The organism is Sulfitobacter sp. SH22, assembly GCF_965641905.1.
Taxonomy (GTDB): domain Bacteria; phylum Pseudomonadota; class Alphaproteobacteria; order Rhodobacterales; family Rhodobacteraceae; genus Sulfitobacter.
On record NZ_OZ282573.1, the window covers coordinates 675,748 to 697,617 of the forward strand.

Sequence of the window (21,870 nt, forward strand, 5' to 3'; positions counted from 1 at the left end):
GTACGTCGTGGTTGCCGTCTTGTTGGGGAGTTCACGAGACGATTTTTGCCACGGTGTTTTTTAGGGGAAGATTATGGTGCATTTCTGCGTTTTGGCAAAGTGGGCGCGTGTCTCGCTTGGTGCTTTGGCAGTTGGGATGGCTTTTGCGTCCGTTGGGTATGCTGCAACTGAAACTGACAGCGCAGCAGCCCAGCAGGCAGAGCAAGCGCCCGTTGCCATTAACGGCTTTCGCTCCGCCACATTCGGCATGGACAAGGCGGCGGTTATCGCGGCAATCACCAAGGATTTTGGCCTCACCGAAGCCGATATCGCGCAAGGCCAGAACACAGTCGAACGCACAGAGCTGTTGACCGTGAAGGTGCCAGACCTGCTGGAAGGCGGGGGCACGGCCCAGGTGTCCTATATTTTCGGCTACACCAGCAAAGCGCTGATCCAGGTCGGCGCATCGTGGAATGCCACAATCGACCCCGCCATGACCGACGCCCAACTGGTTGCCAACTCTGACGTTCTGGGCAGCCATTTTGCCGCCGGTAATTACGCACCCGGTTCGCTGACAGCCGCAACGGCGGTCGAAAACGGAATCTTGCTGTTCCGTGGGCTCGATCCCGAAGGGCGTTCCGCAATTCTGTTGCTTCAGGGCAATTACGAAGAAGACACAAACGGGCGCAATGCGCTGAAGCCTACGGGGCTCGCGCTGCTGTATTCGGTCAATCCGGACACACCCGATATTTTCCGCATTAAGGATGGTAATTTCTGATGGACCAGTTTTTCAAAGTTTCCAAGCAGACCATTCACCCCCTCAGGAAAACCAAGACAGTAGGGTCCAAGCTGGCCAGGCTCATGGCGGGGGCCAGTCCCATTGTCCTTGGCGCGGTTGTCACCGCGGTTCTGCCAAGCGGCGCGCGCGCTCAGGCGGTGAATGTCGGGGGATTGACGTCGAACAATATTGTTGCCGACGGGCGAACCAAGACAACGATCAAGGTCACCGGCAACCACACGAAAATCAGAACCGACACGGTGTCAGCCGGTGTCGGTTTTAACACGTTTTCGGACTTCCAAGAAGCGGCAGGCCAGCGGGTTGATCTTTATGTGCCGGATCGGGCGGGAAGCCTGGTTAACATCGTGTCCAACGGGGCGGTTGTTATCAATGGCGAATTGAATTCCTACAAAGACGGTAAAATCGGCGGCAATATTTTCTTCTCCAACTCGAACGGCTTTATTGTTGGCCAGTCGGGTCGGGTGAACGTCGGCTCTCTGACGGTGAACACACCGACTAAAGCCTTCCTTGATACCATTGTGCGCGCAGACGGGTCGATCAACAACGCGGTCGCAAACCAGCTGATGCGCGGCGAAATTCCGATCTCGCCGAACGGGGTGATTTCGATTGCGGGCCAAGTGACCGCCGAGGGCGGCATTACCTTGCAAGGCCATACGGTGATGGTCAACGGGCGCACCGGACCGCTGACAGGCGACGACCTTGGGCAGCGCATGATCTTTGGCGCGACCGTCAATTCTACCGGTATGGAAGAGGGCGGCGCATTGGTGTCGCGTGGCGGCCAGATTTCGATCATTGCAGCGGGTGACGCGACAATTGGCGGGCGTGCTTCGGTATCGGCAGAAACCAGCGGTCGCGGCGGGAATATCTCGGTGAAATCCGGCGGCAACACGCTGGTTCAGGCCACGGCCGAGCTGAGCGCGGATGGTGCCGGGCTTGACGGCGACGGCGGTGATATCGTGTTCATGGCAGGCCATAGCCTCAAGACGGAAAGCGGCGCATCCTTCAGCGCGCGCGGTGCGGGCTTTGGCAATGGCGGCTTTATCGAACTCAGCGGCAAATTCGCCGAGATCGGCGCAGGGCGCTTTGACCTTGGGTCGGATTTCGGCAAAGCCGGTGACCTGTTGTTTGACCCGATTGATCTGGTCATCGACGGCGCGGGCAGCATCCTGAGCTTCGGGGCGACGATCACCCTTCAGGCAGACGAATCCATCACCATCGCCTCGGCGGGTATCTTGGATTCCACCGGTGGCGGCGGTGCGGCGGGCAGTATCACGCTTGAGGCACCCAAGATCACCTTGGCCAACGGGTCCACGGTCACTGCCGGGACAACAGGCGACGTGACCCTGACGGCGGTCCGCACAGGCGGCGGCACGGCTGAGATCATCATTGGTGACGGGGCAGGTGCAGCGCCGATCCTGCACGGCAACAACATTACCCTGAACGCGACATCGACGGTCGACAACTTTGCGCTTTTGGTGGCTGTTCCAACCGCCACGGCAAAGATCACGATCAACAGCGGTGACATCGTGGCGACCGGTGCGCTAAACGCAAATGCAACGGCAACCGCGAATGGCGACCTGTCCACCGTCGCACTGCCGGTCGGGGTGGTTGTGACCAATTCCGCCGCCACGGTCGAGGTCGGCGGCACCAGCGACATCACAGCCGACAGCGTAGCTTTGTCTGCAAAATCGACCGTCACATCGAACATCCCGACTGAATCATTGGCACCGGCCAACAGTGCCGCAGATGGGGCAGTGGCCGTATCGACCATCAACAGCACCGCGATTGCGCGCATCACCGGCGATGCAAAGGTCAAGGCGACCAATGCCATTGATGTGACGGCAATGAACAAGATCCTCTCGGTCGCCAATGCAACGCCGCAAGCGGCGGCATTCGGTGCCAGTGTCGGGGTCAGTGTCATCAACGCGATCACCACAACCGAGCTGAGCGGCAATGCAAATGTTACGGCCGGCAGCCTGAACCTTGATGCCTCCACGGGCGTTGATGTCACGGTCAAAGCCGTCGCAGGGGCAGGCGGTGCGACAGAGCCGTCAACAGGATCGCAAGCCGCGACATTCCTGTCCGGTGCCAAATACGGTGATGACGCCAGCACAAGCGAGGGCAAGCTTTCGGTCGCCGGCGCATTGGCGATTTCCGATCTGACCTCGACCACAAAATCTGCTTACGATTCAACGACATCTGCCACGATTTCGGGTGATCTTCGGGTTGCCAGCAGTTCCGAAAACAACGTCGACGTAACAGCCGATGGCACGGCGGTTAAATCGGCAAACGGGGTTGGCGTCGCGATCGGCATCAACATTGCCAAAGTCAAAAATGACGCGATCATTGCAAGTGCGGTTTCAGCGGGCAGCATTCATTTGTCGGCGCTGTCCGACAATCCGCTTACCTCAAAGATCGGAAATTCGTTCAAGACGTCTTCCACCTCGGGTGCGGGGTCTTCGAATGTCGGGGTTGCAGGGTCTTTCGCGCTGAATTTGATCGACACGCAAACCACGGCAACCATCGGCGCGGGCGTTGCGGTGAACATCACCGGTGGCGGCGCTGTCGAGGCGACGACCGACAACAAAACGGATTCCGAAGTCGCGGCGACACCCGCCAGCGGCGGTGCCACAGGCGACACGCTGGGCCTTGGTGCTTCGGTCGGATTGAACATTATTGCCAACCGGTCGCGGGCCGAAGTGGCCGATGGGGCAACGGTTACAGGGGCAGGCGCACTGACGCTGTCGGCATCGGCAACCCATGATATTATCACCACAGCCGAGGCAGGCGGATCGGGTGGCTTTGCGTTGACGCCTGTCTTGGCGCTGTCGATGGTCAACAATTCGACCACCGCACGGTTGGGCACGGGGTCCGGCCTGTCAACAACTGGCGCAGTGTCGGTTGCAGCGGCGCAAAACGCGTCCACAACCACCACGGCCAAGGCCGATGCCGCCGGTGCAAAAGCAGCCGTTGGTTTGTCCTTGGCGCTGGCGCTGGTTGACGATCAGGTGCTGTCCACGACCGACCGCAATGTCACGACCACGGGTGCAGGCGGCACCGTCACGTTCAGCGCCATCGGTGCGTCCACCTCCGAAGTCACCTCTGCAGCCAGCGCCCAAGGGGCCGCCGCGGCCGACGATTCAGGCGCAGCGCCTGCGGGCGGCGAAGCCGATGTAGACAGTGCTGCGACCACGCAATTGACCTCGGCCTCGAACAAGCAAAAAAGCAAGGGCGTTGGCGACACCAAGCAACGCGGTGCCACGGATACGGCTCTGGCGGATGGCGACAGCCGGTCTGCCTCGACCAGCGAAGGCAAGATTTCCGTCGCGGCGGGCGTGGCGATTAACGTGCAAAATGCGACCGTGTCGGCCATCGTGCCGGATGCCACGGTGATTTCGACAGCGGGCATGTTGACCCTGCGCAGCGCCAGCAATGCAACAGGCAAAACCACAGCAACTGGTGCCGCCGTTGGCCAGAAAGATGCGGCGGGCAACACGCCTGACCCGTCCAAGGTTGGCATCGGTGCCGCAGTCGCGGTGAATTCGGTCAAGGTCAAGAACGACGCGACCTTGGGTGTCGCAGCCCACACCGTGGGTGGCTTGACGGTCGAGGCGCTGAGCCTTGATGTGGCCAAACTGATGGCGAACCCTGCCAGCACAGACACGAAGTCGGATGAATTCCTTGCCAGCGCCACGTCGGGTGCGGGCGGAAGCAAAGTCGGGGTTGCCGGATCGCTGGCGCTGAACCTGATTGATACGCAAAGCACCGCCCGGATTTCGAGTGCGGCCAGTGTTGCCATCACCGGTGCGGGCGCTGTTACATTGAAAGCAGATAACCAAACCACAACCACCGCCGAAGCCAAACCCGTTGGCGGCGGCGCATCGGGGTCTTCCTTTGGGATCGGTGCATCGGTTGGTCTGAACATCATCGCAAACCGGTCCGTTGCCGAATTGTCTGATTCCGCCACTGTAACAGGGGCCGGTGCGGTGTCTGTTGACGCCTCCGCGAAACATACCGTCACCACAACCGCCGAAGCAGGGTCGTCCGGGGGCTTCTCTTTGACGCCTGTTCTGGCGCTGTCTTTGGTAAATAACACAACCACCGCGCGTTTGGGCACGGGGGCAACCCTTGCAACCACCGGCGCGGTTTCGGTTTCCGCCACACAGGATTCAACCGTCACGACAACGGCCAAGGCCGCTGCGGCAGGCACCAAAGCGGCCATCGGCGCATCGCTGGCGCTGGCCCTGATTGATGATCGGGTATTGGCGACAACCGACCGTGATGTCAGCGCAGCAGGCGCGGCAAGCTCGGTGACGTTCAACGCGATCGGTGTGTCTTCCTCGACGCTCTCGGCCACGGCAACAGCTTCGGGTGCCAAAGAGGGCGATGATGCCAATGCCGCCCCCACCAGCACCGGCGACAGTGTCGATAAAACAGCCACGACCAAGCTGACCTCGGCTTCTGACAAGCAGGGCAAGGCCAAGGTCGGTTCGACCGATCAACGCAGCGCCACATCGACTGAGGCTGGCAATGAAAGCGGGCGTTCGGCCAAAACATCCGAAGGCAAGGTTTCAGCGGCCGCGGCAGTTGCCGTCAACGTCCAGAAATCTTCTGTCACAGCGGTCACGAATGACGGGGTGAACATTACCTCTGGCGGGTCGCTCAATATTTCATCGGCCAGCAACGCCAACGGCTCTGCAACCTCGGACGGGTCTGCGGTCAAGGGCGCGGATGGTGGTCAGTCAAAGGTCGGTATCGGCGTGGCCGTGTCGGTCAACGTGATTACGGCCAAGAATACCGCGAAACTCGGGCAGGGGACCCATAGCGCTGCGGGCGTGAATATCGCCGCATTGCAAGGTGCAGCGACCCCGACCGACACGATATTCGCCAAGGCGACATCGGGTGCAGGCGGCAGCAAGGTCGGGATCGCAGGATCGCTGGCCTTGAACATCGTCAATGTGGAGACGACTGCCTCCATTTCAGGCGCTGCAAGTGTTGACGCCAAGACAGGGACGTCCAGCATCAAGGCCGAAGAAAAAATGCTGGCGACAGCAATCGCGGCCCCCAGCGACAAGGGCGGCGCGGGCGCGTCGGTCGGGGTTGGCGCATCGGTTGCGTTGAACCTGATCACAACCAACACCACGGCCGAACTGCAAGACGGTGCGACATTCACCAACGGGACAGGCCTTGAGGTTGACGCCAACACCGACATCGACACGGTCACGGACGCCTCTGCCGGGGCGGCGGGCGGTATCGCGGTGGATGCATCGGTGGCATTGGCCATGTTGGACGAACGCACAACCGCACGGGTTGGCACGGGCAACGGTCTGGGCATGGGCGCGGGGGCGGTTACGATTTCTGCCACCAACACGGGCGAAAACACGGCCAAATCCAAGGGTGAAAACAAATCCTCCAAGGTCAGCGTTGGTGCATCTGCGGCCCTTATTCTGGGCAACGGCGCATCTGATGGCGCGCTCGAGAACACCTCTTTGACCAGCGCTGTTCTGGCGCGCGACCTGACGGCGGGATCATTGGCGATTTCGGCAACTTCGGCCCGCACCTATGACGCCACAGCAAGCGCCACGGCCGAAGGCGGCAAGTTCAACCAGACGGACGAGAAAAAGAACGAGACCACAGGCGGCACGTCAACATCCGCAAACACAATGGACAAAACCAAAGGATCGCAGCGCGATTCAAAGGGTAAGTCAAGCGGCTCCAAGCTGACCGTCGCCGCCGCCGCAGGGATCGCGGCCGCGCAGGACAACGTGTCGGCAACATTGGGCGACGTGACCTTGAATGTGGGCGGGGCGGTGTCCGTCACGGCCAGCAACCAGATTGGCATGGCAACATCCGGCAGTGGTCTTGCTGCAAATCCCAAAAGCGACACCGGCATCGGCATCGGTGTGGGGCTGGGGATCATCAACAATAAAACCGCCGCGACCGTCAGCGACGGGGCCACAATCAATTCCCCCGGCAGCGTATCGATTTCTGCGACATCGCGCGAAAATGCGGATGACGGATATGGCGCGAAACTGACCGCACTTGGCATCGCTGGTGCTACCGGCAAGAAGGTGTCCATTGCAGGGGCTATGGCGGTCGGCATTTCGACCGGCGAAACCAAGGCGGCGATTGGCAACAACGTCAAAATCACCAATGGCGGCGCGGTTTCGGTCAAGACCGAGAACACCAGCCATCTGGCCGCCAAGGCGCTTGCGGGCGCTGTCGGGTCCAGCGGGACAGGGATCGGTGCATCCATCGCAGTTGTGGTTGCCGACAAGGATTACACGGCCTCGATCGGGACGGGCAGCGACATCACGGCCAGCGGCCTAAGCGTCAAGGCGTTGAATCATAAGATCGATTCCCCAACGCTGTTCAAATTCACCGATCTTGACGATCTGAAAACCAAACTGACCACGGGCCAGTTGCTGGGTGAAAACAACTATTACGTCGAGGCGATCGGCGGGTCTGCGGGCAGCAAGACATCTATCACCGGATCCTTTGCGGTGATGGTGTTCAGCGATGATGTGTCAGCCACAATCGGCAGCGGTGCCATCAATGCGCGCAACAATGATGTAACCCTTCAGGCGGATAACAAATTCCTCGCCAAAGCCCTGTCCGGCGCGATTTCGGCCAGTGGCGGCACAGGTGTTGGCGTTGCAGGATCGGTCATCGTCAGTTCCGGAACGACCATCAGCAAACTTGGCGATAATGCGGTTGTGACAAACGCCGCGCGCTTTACCAACAGCGCGATTGCAGCCCAGGACATTCAGGCCTTTGGCGTGTCGGTCGCCGCGGCGGCAAACAATGCCGTGAATGGTGTGGCCACCGTGATCACCTCGCAAAACCGCGCCGAGGCCCTGATGGGGGTTGGCGCGCGTGTGACCGCGTCCGGGGCGGTCAACCTGATTGCCGACAATGATTTCAGCATGTTCAGCCTTGCAGGCGGGGCCGCCGGTGGCGGATCGAACGGGGTTGGGGCATCCGCAGCCGTGGTCACGATCAATAACGTGACACGCGCGGCGATGGCCGCTGGCACAAGCGTTGCCAACCGCGCCGAGATCAACACAGGCGGCGCGATTGCCATTTCGGCGACCGCAAATGAAACCGGCACGGTGATTGCCGCAGCGGGTGCCGCAGGCGGCAGCAATGCCGTGGGTGCAGGTGCAGCCGTTTACGTTCTGGATACCACAACCGAAGCGTTGGTCGGTGCCTTTGGCAAAGTGGGCAATGCCCATAACGCCGGATCGCTTGATATGACCGCGCGTGATGTATCGACCTTGCTGTCGATCGGTGGTGCGGCCTCTGGTGGGGGCAGTGCGGGTGCCGGTGCCGGTGTCGGCGTTGGTGTGATCGGCAAAAAGACAGCCGCCAAGATCGGCGCGTCTTCGGTTGTTGCTTCGGGCAATGTCGTGCTGGATGCCAAGAACGTGGAAGACCTGTCCGCTATTACGGTTGGCGTGGGGATCGGCGGGTCTGCGGGCCTTGCCGGCGCGATTGCGGTCTATGCGGTGACCACAGAAACAACTGCCGAAATCGGCGATACGGCCAGCGTTTATGCCGATGGCAACGTCGCGGTGCTGGCGGATGATCAGGTCAGCATCGATATGCTGGATGGTGCAATTGCGGGCGGCGGATCGGCGGGCATTGGTGCGTCGGTCGGTGTCACGGTCATTGATGCCACAACCCTTGCAAAAGTCGCGGATAACGCGCGGGTCACGGCCCTTGGCAATGGCGGCACGCAACAGTTCACCACCGGCTACCGGGGTGATTTCCAGGCCTATGGTGGGTCGGGTGGGTTCCAGTCGGCTGATGTCGGCACACGCACGGCATCTGCCGGAGCAAGCCAGACAGGTTTCGATCTGCTGACCAAAGAACGCAAATCGGTTGCCATTCTGGATGCGGCAAAGGGCGTTATCGTAAACGCCTCCGGTGTCAGTTCTGTACGCTCGATGGCGGTTGCCGGTACGGCGGCGGGCAGCGTTGCCGTGTCGATTTCGGCAAGCGTTCCGGTCATCACCATGAGCACCCAAGCGGTGATCGGCCTGAACGCCCAGATCAACAAAATGGCCGGTGTTGCGGATGCCTTGCAATCGGTTTCGGTTGCGGCGGCCAGCGATGTCTATGCGCTCGGTTTCTCGGGGGCGGTTGCGATTGGCGGGTCCGTCGGCGGCGGCGCGGGCGTGAACGCGATGATCGTGAACACAACCACCAAAGCCACAGTTGGCGGCGGTACATCCGATATTGCCGCGATGGATGATATTCTGGTGTCGGCCAAAGCCACCGAAGACTTCGGGATCTGGGCGATTGCGGGCAGTGGCGGCGGCGTTGCTGCGATTGCGGGCAGCGGGTCGGCGCTTGACCTGACCACCGAGACGACAGCGACACTGGGCGGCAAAGCCGTGGCGCAGGGCAATGTTGACGTTCTGGCACAAGATATCACCCGCACCGGCATGATGGCCGGTTCCGTTGCAATTGGTGGCACCGCCGGCGTTGGTGCCGCAGTGGGGGTCATCCTTGTCGACAAGACCGTGACCGCGTCGATCGCCAGCAGTGCAGATGTGTCGGCCTATGGCGGCAATGGCACGCGCGATGTGTTCAACGGCAGTGGATTTGGCGCAAAAACCGCGTCACGTGGTCTGAATGTCCAGGCGGAGTCCGAGCAATCTGCACTGGCGCTTGTCGTGTCGGGCGCAGGCGGGCTGTATGCAGGGATCGCGGGTGTTCTGTCGCTTGATCTGGTCACCGTGAAAACAGCGGCCTTTATCGGGGCCAACAGCAAGATCAACGTGGCGAACGGCAGCGGTCATGCGGCCCAGGACGTCGTGATCGCAGCGCGCGATTCAACCACGTCTTCGGTGGCGGCAGGGGCCGTTTCGGGTGGGCTTGTCGGGCTTTCGGGTGCGATTGACGTTGGCGTGTTCAAGACAACCACAGCCGGTTATGTCGAAGACGGTGTATCGATCAATGCCAAGAACGACGTGCTGATCAGTGGTTTGTCCAACAAGGCAGGCGACTCCAAAGTGGTCAGCGGATCGGGCGGCGTCTTTGCCCTTGCTGTGGGTCTTTCGGTCTATAGCTACGGCGATGGCGTGGCTTCGGGTGGCGAAGCGGATAAGCAATTGAGCGACTCCAGTGATGGTGCCGCGGACATGGATAAGGTCAACACACAGGCACAGGATCAGGCCAAGAACGATGTGGTGTTCGACCTTCTGAAATCGTCGGATGATGACCGGGTCAAGGCAATCAACGCCTCGGCCAAGGCCAAGCGTGACACGATTGATGTGGCCAGTGCGGCCTCGACCCTTGCGGTACCGGGTGGCACTTCGGCAAGTGTTGGCAATGTGCTGATCAATGCGGGTGGTGACGTTTCGCTGAACAGCTCGGATGAGCTGGAAGTCGACATCACCACGGGCGGCTTTGCTGCTGGCGGCGGCGCGGTTGGCGCGGGTATTGCGGTGTTGAACGTGAATACCGGCAGCACGGCACAGGCCGTTGGAACCGGTGCTGATGTACACGGAATCCTGCCGCGCATTACGGCGGGCGGTGGCGTGAACATCAACGCCTTCTCCAGCCATATGTTGACCGGCGACAGCTATGCCGGGACCATTGCAGGGACGGTCGCGCTCAGCGCGGATGTTATCGTGGTCAATGACACATCACGCACCAAAGCCTTTGCAGACGGGCAGAAAATGACCGTTGGCGGCTTGGTCAATGTGGGTGCCGATGCCAAACGCACGGCCAAGCTCAAGGGCTTTGGCGCGGCGGTCAGCCTGTTCGGGGTTGGCGCTGGTGCATCTGTGGCAACCGCAACGATTGGCGGCGCGATTGATGCTTATATCAAGAATTCGGACATCGGGGCAGGGGCCGTCACGGTGAGTGCATCTTCCGATGACAAAGCCACCGCAGAAGCGATTGCCGCAAGTGGTGGCCTGGGTGCCGCGATTTCCGGGGCTGCGACGATTGCAACGATCGACCCGACTGTCACGGCGACAGTCGATAATGCCATTCTGACGGCCGGCAATGCCGTTGAGGTGCTTGCAACCGCCAAATCCGAGGCCAGCACAGATTCCATTGGTGTGGCTGTCGCGGGCGGTCTGGCCGTTGGCGGATCGGGTGCCGACACGACAATCGCCACAAAGGCCAAAGCGTCGATCATCAACGGCGCAAACATCACCGCAGGCAGCATCAAGGTTGCCGCACTTACCTCCACCCCAAGCGCCAAAGCGAAATCGCTGGGCGCGGCAGGGGCGCTGGTCGGGCTTACGGCAACTGTATCGACCGCAGAAAACAAGGCTGAAACCCTTGCGAATGTGACAGGCAGCACGCTGAAAGCCACGGGCCTTGTGAATGTCGATGCCACGTCTTCGACGCTTCAGAATGCCGATGCATCTGGCCTTGCGCTTGGCTTTGTCGCCGCCGGTTTCAACGATTCAACGGCGAAATCCAATACAAAAACCCAAGCCACCTTGACCGGTCTGACCTCGCTCAAGGCGGGTTCCTTGACCGTGAACGCCAATGGCACGGATGATAACACGGCTGTGGTTGTCGCGGGCAGTGGCGGCCTTGTGGCGGGGTCCGCCGCATCTGGCACGACACGTGCGGATAGCAATACCAAGGCGGCCATTGACGGTACCTTTACCGCCGATATCACGGGCGGTGACGCGCAGCTAAGCGCCGCACACCTCAGCAAATTCGGCGGCACTGTCGACAGCACGCAAGCCTCCCTTATTGGGGGCAGCGGTGCTGCGATGAAACATACGGTTGTCAGCGATGTCGACGCGCATCTTGGCGACGGGATGAGGCTGTATGCGGCGAACCTGACCATTGATGCACAAAACCGGACGGTGAACCCTTTCGCAGCCGGTGGTGCCTTTAACGTCAATTCCGCGTCGGGCGGTCTTGCCAATCTTCCGGCGGGCGGCGCCACGGTTACGATCCATCACAACACCACAAATGCGTCGATTGGCGCAAATAGCGCGGTCCATCTGATGACCTCGGGCGCGTCGGCCCTGTCGACGCTCAAGATGAGCGCGATGAGCGATATTGTCTCCCAGCAGAAGGTCAAGATCGACTCGGGTGGTGCGATTGCATTGGCCAATGCCGACATCAAGACCGGTGTGATATCGAACACCTCGCTGAGCGTTGGTGATAAGGCGCAGGTGATCGTCGATAAGGGCGACGTGGTGATGAACGCCTGGAGTGCGGCCGACATCGACAACCGCGCGGCGGCCACGACATACGGCCTTGCCGGGGCACCATCGGGCGACATTGACGTCAACTATACCGGCGACAACAAAGTCACCATCGGTGCAAACGCGCTGCTCGAGGTCTCTGACGGGGTGAACCCTGTGGATGGCACGGCACCGAGCCACGGCACCATCGCGATCACGGCAGGGCAGGATGAAGCGGGCGTTGATGGCCAGCTGAATTTCAACGCGGTTCTGGATATCTTTAACAAGACCGCGATCCCAATTCCGGCATCCCCGAACCCGGTTGTGACCGTAAGTTCGACCGGCACCGTGGATATCCTGAAAAGTGACCCGACCCTGACCGAAGGCGTGCGCGCCGCAGGCGATATCACGGTCAGCGCAAGCCGTGGGGAAATTGATGCCAAGGCAGTTGGCACGGGCAAGGATATCTACCGTGAAGCACTGGCAAAAGTGGCAAGCGCTGTTTCCAACGCGTTCGGCGGCGGCGATGTGACCTTTGATTACCATGGCGGCACGACCCATACGAATGCAGGCAAATCGCAGATCACCGCCGATGGTGTGATCCAGACCGGTATCCAGCGTTACAAAACACTCACCTTGCGCTATGTGGACACATCATGTGATGCGGATGCATCGGCCTGTCTTGCTGCGGACCCCGGATCGAATATTACCTATAAAGCCCCCGTCAGCGCGCCAGTGGGCACCAATATTCTGGATCGGGTTGCCGAACTGGATGCACTGCTGACAGACTACGCTTCCGATCCGATTGCAAAAGCGGCCTATCAAAGCGAAATCACCTTCTTGCAAAGCAAGCTGGTGGATATCGGGCTGGGTGAATTTGACGGAACTGGCAAATACATTCCCGGTGATTACGCCGGCCCGTCTCCAAAAGCTGCGCGCCTCAAGGAAGTTGCGATTATTGACGACAACATCTCGCTTGTGCGCAACGACCTAAGCGCCGCAGCCTATCTTGGTATTGAGGGTGATTATGTTGATAACGCCAATCTCACCAGCACAAGCTATGATGACGCAAATTTCGGTCTGACCAAAAACGGCGCAACGACGCTGACCACAATCAGCACCATCACGACCTATACTGGGACGGGCAGCCAGGCCACGTTCGTGAACAACACAAACACAGCCTTGACCCAAGGCAAGGCCGCAGCAGACAAGATTGCAACGGCCAAGGCCAATAGCGTCGCGGCGCAAGGCATCATCACCGCCAAGACAACCGAGATCAGCCAGCAACAGGCAGCTTTGGCAGCGGCGTTGATTGTGGGCGATACCACTGCGGCTACGGCGGCAAGCCTTGCCATTGGCAATGCCAAGAATGTCATCAAGTCAAACCTTGATACGATCACTGCCAACAACCTTATCGTGTCGGCGCAATCAGTGATTACCAAAGACCGCGCGGCGACGGCACAATCTAATCTGACCTCGTTGTTGAACACGACAATTACTGCATCTGCCAACAACCTCGCGGCAGCCGAAACGAACCTGACAACGGTAAATGCAGCTGCTGGATCGACGGCAGCCCAGAAGACAGACGCGTTGAATGCCAGAAATACGGCTCAGGCAAACCACGACGCTAACCTTGCCAAGCAGACAGCCCTGTTGCAAGAAAGCGCCACAGTGCCGACGCAAAACGGCGCGCTGACACGGGTGAACAAGGCCGCAGCAGGCATGGTCGGTGTTCAGACCGTTTTGAACACGGCCGTGACGGCCGTTAACGGCAAGGTATCGACGCTGAACGCGGTCACTGCGACCCCGGCAGATGCGACGACACCGAACAAGTCGCTGACGCAATATATTACGGTTTGGAACGGTCTATCCGCCGATTATGCGGTCAAATCCAACGAGGCCGCGACCGCGTCGAATTCAAGCGGCACGCCGACGGCGTTTACCATTGAGATCAACGATGCAGCCGCACGTTTGGGCAACCTGTCGTTCAATGCGGATGTCTTGAAATCTACCGCAACTTCCGCTGCCAGCAGCACGGGATATCTGAACGCGCCAGGTGACGCCAAGATCGTGATCCGCAACCAGACGTCCAACACGCTGAAGCTGAACAACCTGATCATTCCTGATTACGACGCTGGCAATGTGCGTCTGAATGGCGTGTTGGTCTATGACAATGACGATATCACCCGCCTGAACGCCGGTGGCGTCGCAGGCAATTTCAAGAACATCGAAACATCGCGCAATTCCAGCCGCGGTGCCGTCGAGATCTATTCGGAATACAACACCGAGGATTCCGATTACTACGTACCGGGGTCCGCCAAGGCCCAGCTTGCCAACAAGCGCCTTGCACCGGATATCATCCTGAAGACAGGTGCCGTGATCGAGAACACCCGCGGTGCGGTGAAAATCGACAGCGCATCGGGCAACATCTATATCCGCGGCAAGATCAACGCGGGCTCGGTCGATATTCTGGCCAGAAACGGTGATTTCGTCTCCAGCTATGTCAACGGGTTCAACCATATCGGCGGCGACCCGGCCAGTTTTTCGGACCCCAAAGACGCAACCGAAGCAGGCAAGGGCATCACCGCAAATGGCTCGGTATCGATTGCGGCGCGGTATCTGAACATCAACAGCACCATCCAAAGCGGCATTGCCAATTGGAAGCTTGATCTGGACGGGGCACCGAAATTGACGGGCGCACCCGAATTGGTCGGGCGCACGCAGGCGGAAATTAACGCGCTTGTCACCGCAAACAAAAACGCGACCGTCAAGGAACTGAGCAAAGATCTGGGTGGCGGGCTGATCCTTAGCTTTGTCCCTGTCGGGATCGACCCCGAAGAACTGGCCTTGGTCAACGCGCAATATGAGGGTGAACTGGCCAAGAACCCGGACGCGTCGCCTGTGCGGACGCTGACAATCGGCGGTGTGGCCACACAGGTCAACATCAAGGATTACCTGTCAGGCCAGATCGAAGGCCGTCTGGAATTCGACAAGACCTTTGCCGATAACTACACCGCAGCCAATGGCGGCGACGGCATCTTCTCGGTGATTTCGACCAGACCGGACAACAACATCGGCGCGTCTTATGACGCCAAGAACAAACAGTACCTTGTGAACGGGGCCAGTGTACGCGGCGGCTATATCCAGCTGTTCGGCCAGATCATGAACACCTCGGATGGTGCCGGTAAGCTGAATGTTCTGGATGGTTTCGGCAAAATTGATATCACCAACACTGGGAATATTCCTGTTGTGCTGAAATCGCTTAGCACGGGCGAAGACCCAGCCGGCGATCTGCGGGGCACCAAAGGCAAGATCGAGATCACCGATGTCATCGGGGTTAATGTTACGGACCCTACCAATCCGGTCGTGTCGATCCGCAAGACGACCTATGAGCGGGAATATACGCCTGGCGCAACGGGCGGTGTCGTAAAAAGCGTGTCGCAGACCGGCACGATCAACAATGCAACGGGCGCATTGGTATTCACGGGCGGCGTCGTCGCAAAAGACGGCACAGATCGCGATGCGACCTTTAATCCCGAAGCCAACCAACGCTATGTCTGGACCACAGGCGAGACTTTCTCGAAAACCTCGAACTACTCCAAAACCTCGACCGAGTTGTTCGGCTCGTCGGATCTGACGGTGGCGAGCATCAATAGCCTTACCCTCGATAGTAACCCGGCCCGCTTGAGCATTGCCCGGCTGGAGGATGGTACCTATGTCACGACCGTCAATACGAAAACCGGTGGGGGACTGACCAATAAGAACGGTGCCTATTTCCAAGAGCCGCCATCTACCATCTCAAAAAATACCGACCTGGCCAATGCAGGGACCCAGTATACCACAGCGAACGACACCACCTTTACAAAGAACGAGTTCGAAAACACCGGCTCCAGCTCACGCAGCTGTAACTGGTGGACACTGTGTATCGTGTCCGAAAAGACATATTATGCAAAGCTGACGCAGGAATATACGACCATCACCACGGAGTCGCTCAGAGCGGATTACCCGATCGCGGTCGAATTCATCGGTCAGGACCAAGGTTCGATCAACATCACCTCCGGCAGCGATGTCATCCTCGACGGCAACCTGACCAACGTTGCGGGCACCACCACGATCACGGCAAACGGAACGGAAAGCTCAATCATTCAGGGCACGAAAAACTCCCTGCTGAGCGCGCAAACCGCGATCCTGAATGCAAGCGGGTCTGTGGGTGGCATCAAGAAGCCAACCGATCCGGTAAATGCACCCGGTTTGGCACTGGCGGTGAACCTAACAGGCGCAAGCGCCGGTAACGGGTATTTCACGGCCAATGCTGGCAACGGCAACGTCTCGGCGATCAGCCGCGGCGACATTATTGCGGGCCATATCACGGCGGCAGGCACGGCAACCCTGGACGAGGCCACCTCGCGCGGGAATGTCAGCCTTGTGTCCTTCGGGTCGATCCTTGCCAGCACATCCCCGGCACTTGCTGGTGCTGGCGGGTCGCTTGTGCAGGGCTGGCGCGCCAATCTGACGGCCTTGGGCGGATCTATCGGTGAAACCCCCGACTATGATCCCGCCACATGGGACGCGGCAAAAGAAAGCAAGCTGCTGCGCGTGAACACCGGCTTTACCAGCGACCAGTCTTTCCGTCCGTTCAGCGAAACACCTCAAAATGCGGTGCTGGGTCTGACGGCTGTTGCAACTGGCGACATCGGTATCCGTTCAGGAAGCTGGGCCGGCAATACGGATGGTTCGACGACTGACGGTACCATGCTGGTCAATCAGGCCTTGTCGCTGGGGGGCAATGTCACCCTCGCGTCCAAGGGTCAGATCCTTGACAACAATCCGGTCGAAACCATTGATACCCGCACTTACAACCAGTTGTTGGGGTATTGGGATAGCCTTGGCTTGCTGGATAAATCCACCGGTCGTACAGTAACGGACGGTGCCGGCGTTGTTCAAAGCGTCGATGCCATCGGCAATAATAACGCGCTCAAGCAAGAGCAGACCATCAAAGCGTTCGAAAACGTCAAAACCAAGCAATACCATCAATATTGGGAAATCCGCCAAACCCAGGCTGACCCAACGGTATTTGATGCCGCGTTCACCGTAAAAGTCGACCCGACATCAGCCCAGCACAAGGCGCTGACCAGCTATTACGGCGACCAGATCAAGGCGGCCAATCCGGCCTATACAACGGCGCAAGTCGATGCCGAAGTCGCGTTGAAGATCAGCGCCTATGAAACCGAACAAACCGAGAGCTACCGCAAACTGGACGCCACGGTCGGCTCCGAAACCGGCGGTGTCTATGTCGAGGGGCACAAGGTAGGTGCCACCACGGATGAACGGGCGCAATTGACCAGCGGGTCGGTCTGGACCGAGCGCGAATTGGCGTTCTCCATCGCGCCGGGTGCCTTGAAAACGGTCACGGGGACGAACCCGGTGATCAAGGATCCAAACGTTTCGGGTCGGACAGTCACGATCCTTGCCAAAAAGGGCATTGGTGAAACCGTCAAAGACAGCACAGGCAATCTGGGTGTCTCCATCCGGTCCAGCCTTGATCCGGCGCTTTTGACGCCAGATCAAAAAGTCGCTTTGGCTGCCGCAGAACGTACCGACCTGCTGCTGACCATCACCACGGCGGGCGGCGATGTCGAAATTCCGCTTTGGGAAGATTACGACACCCTTAGCGCAACGCAGAAAGCAGCATTTGATGCGGCGGCTGCGGGGCAGGTGTCGCCTGAAAACACCTTGCTGACCGTGCTGAGCAAACGTCCGTTGAACTTTGCTGCGGCCGAAAAGCTGAACCTCGATGTGGCAACCGCCGCGGGGACCGACGTGAAAAGCGACATCGGCAAGGCCTTCCTTGCGTCGCGCAGCGGTGCCTTGTTGGGGGCCGTGACCACAAAAGGCGAAACCCGCATCAAGGTGCGCAACGGCATCACAAACGCGGCAAGCGGCAGCATGATTTCGACAGGCAACCTGATCCTGGAATCGTCACAAGGTGGTATCGGGACTGACACCGTTCCGGTACGGCTTGCATTGAACGCCGGTGCCACAACTACGGCACGGGCGCAAAACTCCGTGAACCTCGAGTTTGCAAACGGTGGTGCCATCGACACGATCTATTCGCCACAGAATGTGAAACTGAACGCCTTGAACGGATCACTGACCAATGCGAACGGCGATCTGCTGATCAACATTCTGGGCACCGAAGTCGAATTGACGGCGGCCAACGGGACCATCGGTGCGCCGGGCAATGCCTTGAACGTCGGGGTGAACCCAAAAGGCAAGATCACCGCAAATGCCCAAGGCAGCATTGATCTGAACGGGCCGTCGGGATCGAAATTTATCGTGACCGAAGCCAAATCAACAAATGGCGGCGATATCACGCTGAGTGCTGCGGGCGAAAGCGTCATCGACGGTGTCGTTGACACAGCAGGTGCGATCATCCTGACAGCGGGCGGGCGTCAAGTTCTGGGTCAGAACGCGCAAGTCACATCCGGTGCGGGGGCAGCGTCTGTTGACGCGGAGTCGCTCAAGATGTTGAACGGTGCGGCGCTAACAGCCGCAGGCAAGGTCGCCATCACCACGGTCGGGGATGCGCAACTTACTGCGGTCAAATCCTCCAGCGGTGCGACGGATGCGGTCAATATTGATGCAGGGGGGCAGGTCTTTGCCGGTACCCTTGCGGGACGTGCCTTTGACATCAGCGCCACAACAGCGGGCGCAGGGGTCAAGATCGTCGCGGGTCAGGGTATTGGCGACAAAACCCGTGCCAATGAAACAGCCGATGATGACACGGTTACAGATGTTGCAAATCCATTGCGTATCGTCACCGGTCTGCTTGACGCTTCGGCGGCAAACGGATCGATCAGTGTTGACGCGCTGAGCGATATCAAACTGACCGCGCTGACCGCAAACCAAGGCGGGATCACGGTCACAGGTACAGGCGCGATGGATATCGTTGATGCGACCGCTGGCGGAAGCCAGAGCTTTGTCGCGCAAGACGCTGTAACCTTTACGAAATTGACAGCGGCTGGCCTGCCAACTGATGTTGGAAACATCGGCGTGACGTCGGTCAACGGGTCGGTCACCGGTGGTGATATCGATGCCAACGGGTCAAGTGTCATCAACGGCAATGGCGTGGTCTTTGACACCATCATGGCAGGGGGCGATTCCACCATCACCTCCAAGGCCGGGGCGGTCAGCGGCACGGACATCACCACAACCGGATCAAGCGAGATCACGGGCGACGGTGTGACCTTTAACGCCATCCGGACAGGGGTTGATTCAACAATCACATCGACCGGCGATATCACGGGCGATACCGAAATCGCGATTGGCGATGTGACCAATACCGCAGGGGCAGGCGGTTTGCCCGGATCGTTGAACATCCGGGTGATCGGCGGGCGCAATCTGTATCTGCAAGCCACCAATGAATTGAACCTCACCGATGTTCAGGTGGCCGACACGATCGAGCTGCGCGCAGACAAGATTAGCGCGGCGGTCACACAGACCCCAAGCGGCCCAAGCCCGTTGAACATGTCATTGACGGGGGCGAATGACACGGTCGGCACCTCTGCCGCCGTGACGGTTGATGCACCTGCCGGCATTATCGTGGATGACCTCAAAGTGGTCGATACAACCTTGATGACAACGGCAACACGCACCGAGATCAAGAATGCCTATGTGCCGGGATCATTGCTGCTGACATCGCCGATCCAGACGATCAAGGTTGATAATCGCACGCCAGTGCCGCAATCGGGCAGTAACGTGCAGGTCTTTGTGCCGTCCTTCGGCTTTGGGTTGACCCTTGATGACAACACGACCTCAACAAACGGCATCGTGGTTCAGTATGACACAACATCAAAACTGATCGACGTCTTGCCAACACCACTGGGCGGCATCAGTTTGATCCGCGATACGGTTCGCAATATCCAACAAGCGGATGATCCTTTGATCCGTTCCTTTGGGTCCGTCGCCGTTGATGAGGAAGATACATTGGATCTGGCGCAGTTTGACGGCGAAGTCGTCGTTATCAACGGCGTAGAGTACATGATCTTTGTGCGCGGCTCGGGTCCGGCAGTCATGCTGCGGGTCCAGTAACGGATGAAGAAAATGAAACATAAAACAATCGAGCATAATCAAAAAACGTCTCTAAAACCCAAAGAAGGTTACTTCATGCAAAATAGCATCCGTACCATTCTCTTTCATGCATCCGCAGCGGCCCTGATCGGTGGGGGGATGGCTTTGCCAACGCCCGTATCCGCCCAGGTTACCGCGCAGCAAGCCAACATCCAAAGCCGGATTGCCGATGAAAACCGCCGCCGTCTTGAACAGGAAGACGCAGGTTCGAGCACGCGGCAGTCGGGGCCGGGGGTTATTACAGACGAGATCAACCGCCGCGATCTACCGCCGAGCGGCGGGCCAACCGTATTGCTGCGCAGCGTGACCATCGGGCCCGAGTCTGCCTTTCTGACACAGGAAGAACTGGCACCGATCGCGGCGAAATACCGTGGCAAGCGGGTGGATTTCTCGCAGATTTCCGAACTGGTCCGGGATGTTAACGATCTATACGCCGAAAAGGGTATCGTCACCGCGGCCGCGATCTTGCCGCCGCAGAACCTGAATGCAGGCAACCTCGAGATCCGGTTGGTCGAAGGGCAGTTGGGCAATGTGGCTTTGGTCGGTGAACGCACGTCGACAGATGAATTTGTCTTTGACCGTGTGACCCTTGCCAAAGGCACCACCGTTGATGTGCCCACCGCCAGCAAGGACATTGAACTTTTCAACGCGACCAACCGCGCCCAGCTGCGGCTTTTGTTGCAGCCCGGAGCCGAGTTTGGCTATACCGATCTGCTGCTTGGCATCACGGAGCCGCCCAAAACCGAGCTCGAGGTTTACGTGGATAACCAAGGCGTTACCTCCACGGGAGAAGTCCAGCTGTCGGCGCTTTACCGTCGCTATGGCATCATGGGCAATGACGATACGTTCCTGACCTATCTGTCCTTCAGCGAAGGCAGCTCTTCGGGCACTTTGCGCTACGAGTTTCCGATCAACACCTATGGCACACGTCTGGCCGCAAGCGTCACGGCGTCCAACATTGCTGTTGTTGCAGGGCCGACCACGGTGCTTGATATCAGGGGCAAATCCAAATCGGCAGACCTGAGCCTGTCGCACCCGTTGTTCATCAATGACCGCTGGACGGTGCTTGGCACGGCATCGGCCTTTGCCGGAACCAGCACATCTGCATCCGCAGGGGTGCCGCTTGTGGACAGCAAGACCGTCAAATACGCGCCCGGCGTCACCCTGTCCTATCGCGGGGATAACGGGTCGGTTGCCACACAAATTCAGGGCGTATTCGCCAAATCAACGGATAATATCGCCAGCACCGACCGCGATATCTTTCTGCTGGCGGGGTCGTTCAACGGACAATACCGTTTTGCCAACGGGCTGACCTATGTGGGCTCCGGGGCATGGCAACATTCCAACGACAAGCTGTTGCCCGGCAACCTGCTGTTCCAGATCGGCGGCCCGACAACGGTGCGCGGCTATCCGGCAGATGGTGTTGCGGGCGATAGCGGCTATTACGTCAGCTCGGAACTGCACAAACAGTTCGAGGTGAAGGGCAAGCCCTTGGACGGGTTTGTCTTTGCCGATTTCGGCGAGGTCTATTCAACCTTCCCAAGCCACACCACATTGATCTCGGCAGGGCTTGGCGTGAACTACAGCTTCAGCAAATACGCAAGCGGCACCTTGTCGATTGCGGCCCCGATCAAAGAGTCGCTGACCAACCAGTCCGACTATGTGATCTCGGGGATGCTGACGCTTAGCGCCTTCTAATCGTCTAACCACAGTTTGCATGTTGCGGGCTTGGTCAAACCCGCTGTGGCCCGATCGCCGCCATTACCCCCGTCGCTGTCGCCAGCGGCGGGG

Annotated in this window: 3 protein-coding genes; all 3 read left to right on the forward strand. The window is 59.1% G+C overall.

From position 1 onward, the window contains the following. Positions 1–136: 136 nt before the first annotated feature. The 3 genes from ACSQ13_RS05380 (at position 137) to ACSQ13_RS05390 (ending at position 21,777) form a co-directional block, all read left to right on the forward strand. Positions 137–757, forward strand: coding sequence for a hypothetical protein (locus ACSQ13_RS05380; RefSeq protein WP_176250050.1), 621 nt, complete (start codon positions 137–139; stop codon positions 755–757). Continuing rightward, positions 757–20,040: a leukotoxin LktA family filamentous adhesin gene (locus ACSQ13_RS05385; RefSeq protein ID WP_295508810.1), complete on the forward strand. Its 19,284-nt coding sequence runs from the start codon at positions 757–759 to the stop codon at positions 20,038–20,040. Before ACSQ13_RS05380 ends, ACSQ13_RS05385 begins: the two co-directional genes overlap by 1 nt. 75 nt (positions 20,041–20,115) lie before the next feature. After that, the gene (locus ACSQ13_RS05390) at positions 20,116–21,777 is read left to right on the forward strand and encodes a ShlB/FhaC/HecB family hemolysin secretion/activation protein (RefSeq protein WP_176250048.1); all 1,662 of its coding nucleotides are present in this window, start codon (positions 20,116–20,118) and stop codon (positions 21,775–21,777) included. The last annotated feature ends 93 nt before the right edge of the window (positions 21,778–21,870 follow it).

Excerpts from the sequence above, each read along its gene's own strand:
- ACSQ13_RS05380 (WP_176250050.1), top strand. The coding sequence starts at position 137 with ATGGCTTTTGCGTCCGTTGGGTATGCTGCAACTGAAACTGACAGCGCA.
- ACSQ13_RS05385 (WP_295508810.1), top strand. The coding sequence starts at position 757 with ATGGACCAGTTTTTCAAAGTTTCCAAGCAGACCATTCACCCCCTCAGG.
- ACSQ13_RS05390 (WP_176250048.1), top strand. The coding sequence starts at position 20,116 with ATGCAAAATAGCATCCGTACCATTCTCTTTCATGCATCCGCAGCGGCC.